This window comes from Bartonella sp. AP3QHHD (assembly GCF_042195765.1).
Classification (GTDB): Bacteria; Pseudomonadota; Alphaproteobacteria; order Rhizobiales; family Rhizobiaceae; genus Bartonella.
On the sequence record NZ_JBHIPC010000072.1, the window covers coordinates 1 to 5896 of the forward strand.

3 protein-coding genes are annotated in these 5896 nt (G+C 36.4%); all 3 read left to right on the forward strand.

Annotation, left to right across the window (positions count from 1 at the left end; all coding sequences use genetic code 11):
- On the forward strand, positions 1 to 706 hold a 706-nt coding region (locus ACFIL7_RS04265), incomplete at its 5' end, for an autotransporter domain-containing protein (protein ID WP_375683390.1).
- A gap of 877 nt (positions 707 to 1583) precedes the next feature.
- Entirely contained in the window at positions 1584 to 2309 is a 726-nt protein-coding gene (locus ACFIL7_RS04270; RefSeq protein WP_375634761.1) for a right-handed parallel beta-helix repeat-containing protein, read from the forward strand.
- 44 nt (positions 2310 to 2353) lie between these two features.
- Positions 2354 to 4753 carry an autotransporter outer membrane beta-barrel domain-containing protein gene (locus ACFIL7_RS04275; RefSeq protein WP_375683391.1) on the forward strand — a complete coding sequence of 800 codons (2400 nt, stop codon included), beginning with the start codon at positions 2354 to 2356 and terminating at the stop codon, positions 4751 to 4753.
- The last annotated feature ends 1143 nt before the right edge of the window (positions 4754 to 5896 follow it).

The following is a 5896-nucleotide window of genomic DNA, read 5'->3' on the forward strand; positions in this document are numbered from 1 at the left end:
ATTGGCAGCAATTGAAGGGCAAAATACCACAACACATTTCGGTCTTGTAGGCACCTATGGGCAGCTGTCTTTCACTCCAAAAGATATGGATGATGTAAGTAAGAGCACATTGGATAAATGGTCACTAACAGCTTATGGCAGCGTGCAGCATGACAATGGTTTCTATATGGATACACTGTTATCCTATGGAATTCTAAAAGGAGATATCGGCAATGCTATCATTGGCAAAACCGCAAAATTGCAAAATGCCAAAATGTTTAGTATCTCCACCACTGTTGGCAAAGAGTTTGCAACCGGAATGGAAAGTTTAACATTTGAGCCACAAGCACAAATTGCCTATCAACATTTGATGTTTAATACCATTGAAGATGCTGATAATTTTACCGTTGATATGAAAAATCCTTCTCAATGGTTGATCCGTGTTGGTGGACGTTTGACAAAAACTATTTCCACTGAAAACAACCGTCCAATGTCTTTCTATGGAAAAGTAAACTTGATCAAAACCTTTGGTGATAATGGTACCATCCAGATTGGCAGAGATTTTGACCTTGATCCTATGGGACCTGCAATTGAAGGCGGCGTTGGCATCAATGCGCAACTGTCTCACAATTTCTCGCTTCATGGTGATGTAAGTTATCAACAAAAGCTTCAGAAAACTGGTATAAGTGGTGCAAGCTTTTCAGGTGGTATACGCTATCAGTTTTAAGGAAAGGAAATTCTTCTCGGAACCTCTTATTTTAAGCAGAGCAGCCTGTGCCCTACATGAGAAGGAAAGCACATGTACAAGCGTATGAGACTGAAAAAAGTGTAAAAGCGAGCGTTGCTTTCCCGTTCGTTTGCACAGAAAGGCTGCACAACTCTGTATTGTGCAGCTTTTTTAATTTTCTATAATATTATGTAGCCCTTTTGTTGATATTACCTCTTGTAAATAAACCCTGCTTTTCTTTTCTGCTAAAGTCCTTTTTATTCCTTAAAGAAACCTCTTTCTTCTTCATGCAGTAGATGTACTAGCTTTTCTTTAAAGGAATTCCCTTCACCTCTTTACGGCAGAAGATCTGCTGCAAAATACCTTTTTGCGCAGAAAATCCAATCAGGCATAACAAACATAACACAATGCTTTGTACTCAATTTATCTAAAATGCTCAGGAAATCATAAAGAAGAGCTAAAGCTTTATCAATCATAATAAGTATTATTTAAGTATATACATAAATATATTTTAGATATACAGAAAATAAATATTAAATTTATTATGTGATTGAAATTATAATAGTTTATATTTAATAATTTGTTTTATAAATTATAAATTACATAGTTATTTACAAAATAAAAAACCATTTAATAAAAAATTATTATAGAATACAAGTAAATAATAAATTTAATATATAAATGTAAAAATAAATAAAGTATAAAATTATATTATATTTTATTATTAAATAATATTTTTTATTTAATAATAAAATTATATAAATACTTTATATAAAAGTTAAAATAATATAACCTCCCGATGAAAATTGTGTGTTCTTTATCCTTTTTATAAGCGGGGAGAGAATATGCGGAGGCTTATAAGTTAAGGAAAATCTTCATGTCTAAAAAATTTTTACTATCCTGTACAGCTGTTGCGACAATCGCGCTGTTTAGTGCTCATACTAATGTAAAAGCCGAAAAAATCTTAATGAATTTTCATGGAATAACTGAGGAAGCATCCAACTTCACTGTTGGCGGTATAATAGTGATAAAAGGTAGTGGAATAATTGGAAAAAATTTAGCAATAATTCACGACAGCAAAAACATGGAGGACGACTGGTTGAGCACTGTACGCATTATCGAACCTAATAGCTTTCTTGACTTATCAGAATCAACGATTAAGGCTAAAGAAATCGGTGTGATGGCAACAGACGGTGGTATAATAAAAATGAATGCAGTAGGTATTATTGCTCCTACAGTAGGCTTATTTCTCGAAGATAGCAAAAGTGATAAAAACAAGCTGAAAAATGTGACAATAACGAGCAGTAAAGATGACTTAATGGAAAAAGGAATAGCTCTTTATAAGGAAAGGAAAGTCATCTTGGAAAACGTAACAGTTACTCAAGCAAAAGTGGGTATAGAAGCGTTGGATAATTCTCAAACAACGGTATCAGGAGGATACTTTAATGCAAAAGAGCATGGAATATACGCTGGTACAGGCTCTACAATTACTTTAAAGAACAATGTTACAGTGTCCTCTGATGAATATGGCCTCAATGCAAATGGTGCACAATCCAAAATCACGATGATTGGGGGAACTGTAACTGGGAAAAAAATGCATTAGTTGCAGCAAATAGTGGATATATTGATGGCATAGATACCACTCTAATGGCAGATGGCAATGGAAAAGGTGCATGGGCTAACGGCCCCAACAGTACAATTGAATTGCATGGCAATACAACCATTAAAGAGGCTATCATCGGACTTGAGGCAAAAGACAATGGTATCATCCAAATGACAGGAGGATCTATCACTGTTTCCGAGACAGGGGCTTCTTTTGAAAACAGCAAGAGTGACAACAACAAGTTAGAAAATGTCGTGATAACAAGCAGCAGCAATGATAAACCGATAACCACAGGTGTAAGTACTGATAAGGAAAGCACGATTATTTTAAAAAATATCACCGTTAAGAACGCACAAAAGGCTCTCTTGGCTAATGATAATTCCCAAATAACGGTAACGGACGGCGGTTCCTTTGGCGGTGAGGTACAAGCCAAGCAAGGCAGCACAATTACTTTAAATGATAATGTTATAGTAACATCTGAAAATAATGGGCTTCATGCAGATGGTGCACAATCTAAAATCACAATGACTGGAGGAACTGTAAAAGCAAAAGAAGCTGCATTTGTCTTAAAAGATGGCGGATATATTGATGTCACAGATATTTCTGCGAAAGCACAGTGCAATGGGATAAGCATTGATGACTCCAAAAACGATCAGACTTCAAGAATCAACCTGACCAATACAAACCTTTTTGTCGAAGATGGAACGGGTATTGTTGCCAACAATTCATCAAATGGTAAACTCAACCTCAAAGATTCAAAAATCAGTGCCGACAGGTTATTCGTGGGTATAACTCACGATACGCCAAAACCTGATCAAATCTTTACACTCACCGCAGAAAACTCTCTCTTACAGGGGGGAGTAAGAAATGACGAAAACAGCAGAACAACTTTCGATCTCAAAAACGATACAACATGGTTCGTAAACACTAGCACAAAAGAAAAAGATGATGCGGGCAAGTTACTTGATATTGCCCAAAGATCTCATTCTGATGTTTCTATACTTAATCTCGACAATAGTTCCATTGTTTTTCAACAGCCGACAGAAAACCATTATCATACATTGCATATAGGTTCTGGGAAACCAGACACGCAAGCAGTCTACAATGCTTCTGGTGACGCAAAGATTTCTTTTAATGTTGGATCTGTTGAGAGCTCTGATATAATCGATCAAAAAAATGATCGACTTCTGATCCAAGGGGATGTCTTAGGTACAACAACAGTTTATGTTATGAGTGATTTCAAAGATAGCAATAATATAACAGAAGCTTTTCACCCTTCTTCTAATACCAGTGGAGTTTCGCTCATTCAAGTTTCCGGGAAAGCAGATGAAAATTCCTTCGAATTAGCCAATGGTTATATCCAAGCAACTGGTTCACCTTATAAATATAGGCTTACCGCTTATGGACCAACATCCAGCTATGGTGCTGCAAATGAAACACTAAACCTGTTGGGAGAAAATGATAATTTCTGGGATTTCCGTTTGCAGAAATTTATTTTACCACAAGTAGCGAGCTATTTGGCCGTACCTAATGCTCTCTTCTACGCTGGTTTTATCGATATGGCTCAACAAAGTACTCTGTTAGCTGATCTGAGAACAACAGCTATAGGGATCGAAGATAACGTCAAAAAAAATGGATTCTTTCTCTCTTCCTATGGAAGTATCGCAACCCTATCGTCACAACAATATGGCTATAACACAAACATTCGCTATGCTGCTACACAAGCAGGTTTTACAGCTTCTGCACAAAAGAGCCAAAATACAATCCTATATTGGGGTCTTACCGGAACCTATGCTCAATTATCCCTCACCCCCCAAAATATAGAAGATGCAGACAAGAGTACGCTTAACAAATGGGCAGTCACAGCCTACAGCGGTATAGAGCATAATAGCGGTTTCTATATGGATACACTCTTCTCTTATGGGATCTGGAAAGGAAATATCTCTACAGCCATCGCTAACAGTACCACTAAAGTCGATGATATAAAAATGTTAATTGCCTCAACAACAATAGGTCAAAAATTCACAACGGGTATTAAAGCCCTCACGTTTGAACCCCAGGCACAACTTGTTTACCAGCGTCTAATCTTTAATGCCTTTTCTGATGCTGATAATCTTAAAGTTGATATCGGTGAACCTTATCAATGGTTAGTACGCATTGGTGGACGTTTGACAAAAACTACTACCTCCACAGAAAAGAACCGTGTCATTTCTCTGTATGGAAAAGTGAACTTTCTCAAAACTTTTGGTGATGATGGTAAAGTACAGATTGGCGACACCTTTCCCCTTGATCCTACAGGATCTTCTATTGAAGGTGGGCTTGGCATCAATGCAAAATTGTCTCGCAGTTTAGCCCTCCATGGTGATATAAACTATCGAAAAAAGCTGCAAAAAACTGGTATATCCGGAACAAACTTTTCAGGAGGGATACGCTATCAGTTTTAAGGAAAGGCTGTAAATAGCCTATTCATTCTATTCAATTTAACAAAAAAGGCAGTATACATACTGCCTTTTTAATCTATGTAAGCTACTATTCTTATCCCCTGAAACTTTTTTCTTTTCTCCTCAATGATCTCCTTCCCTCCTATTTACACGAGTCACGCGGCATATTCATTATCGAATTTGTCTATAAAGCTAAGCAAAGTGTATTTTTAGATAATAAAAAGAAGACTACATTGGAAAAGATAATGATAAAAGAAACTCTCTCTTCATACCTTTTCTATGTTTATCCTCCTGTTTCTTCAATCCATTAGCTTAACACCACCCTGTAAGGATTCATTTATATGTCCATGTACCGTTTTTAGGCAAACCATTTTGACAATGCTTATCCCTCTCATTCCATACAGTATATTGATTTATAAAGATAATTCTTTGTTTTGCATATTGAATGAGAGTCCCTAATATCGTAGGATTCTCTCATTTCAAACTTGTTTTATGTTGAATCAATTAAAAATTTTCTTGCACGTTACAAGCAGGGCTGGCGTGTGGAGAAAAGTTATATAAGAAAAGCCTGAGAATTCCTCTCATGGACTGCCTCAAGTGCCAAGGGCTTGTCACAAACATTGGGAGCTAGCAAAATGTGTGACGGGCTTGCTCCTTCGTAAGCGTAAAGATGATGGGACTCTATGGCTTTAGCGTTATAGCATTCATGAACACCATCGCGAAATGGGCTGTGCTTCCTTATAAAAATGGACTTTGGTACCCTTAGCCTCTTTAAAGAAAGCCTGTGAATAGCCCCCTCATCTCTTCTTCTTATAGCAGAAAAAATTTGCTGATCGTTTTGGTTAGTGCATCAAATAATACATCTCAACACTATAGAGCTTTTATAGCGATTATCTTTAATAGACAATTTTTAAATATCATACTTCATAGTGCATTTAGCATAAGCTTAACCAAGCTAGGTTTTATGAAATCCACTTTTCTCAACTTTTTATGATCATGAAAAAAGTTTTTCCGAAGCAAAACTTCAAATCATAGAGAAAACCATAGATATAATTCGTTTTGTTATTTACAATAAAAACATAATGATATAGAAACTGTCTGGGTACTTGCGCCATCAGGGGAATGAAGTAAGCATCAAAGCATACC

Bases quoted from the DNA above. Each gene is read 5' to 3' on its own strand.
- ACFIL7_RS04270 (WP_375634761.1), top strand. From the start codon at position 1,584: ATGTCTAAAAAATTTTTACTATCCTGTACAGCTGTTGCGACAATCGCG.
- ACFIL7_RS04275 (WP_375683391.1), top strand. From the start codon at position 2,354: ATGGCAGATGGCAATGGAAAAGGTGCATGGGCTAACGGCCCCAACAGT.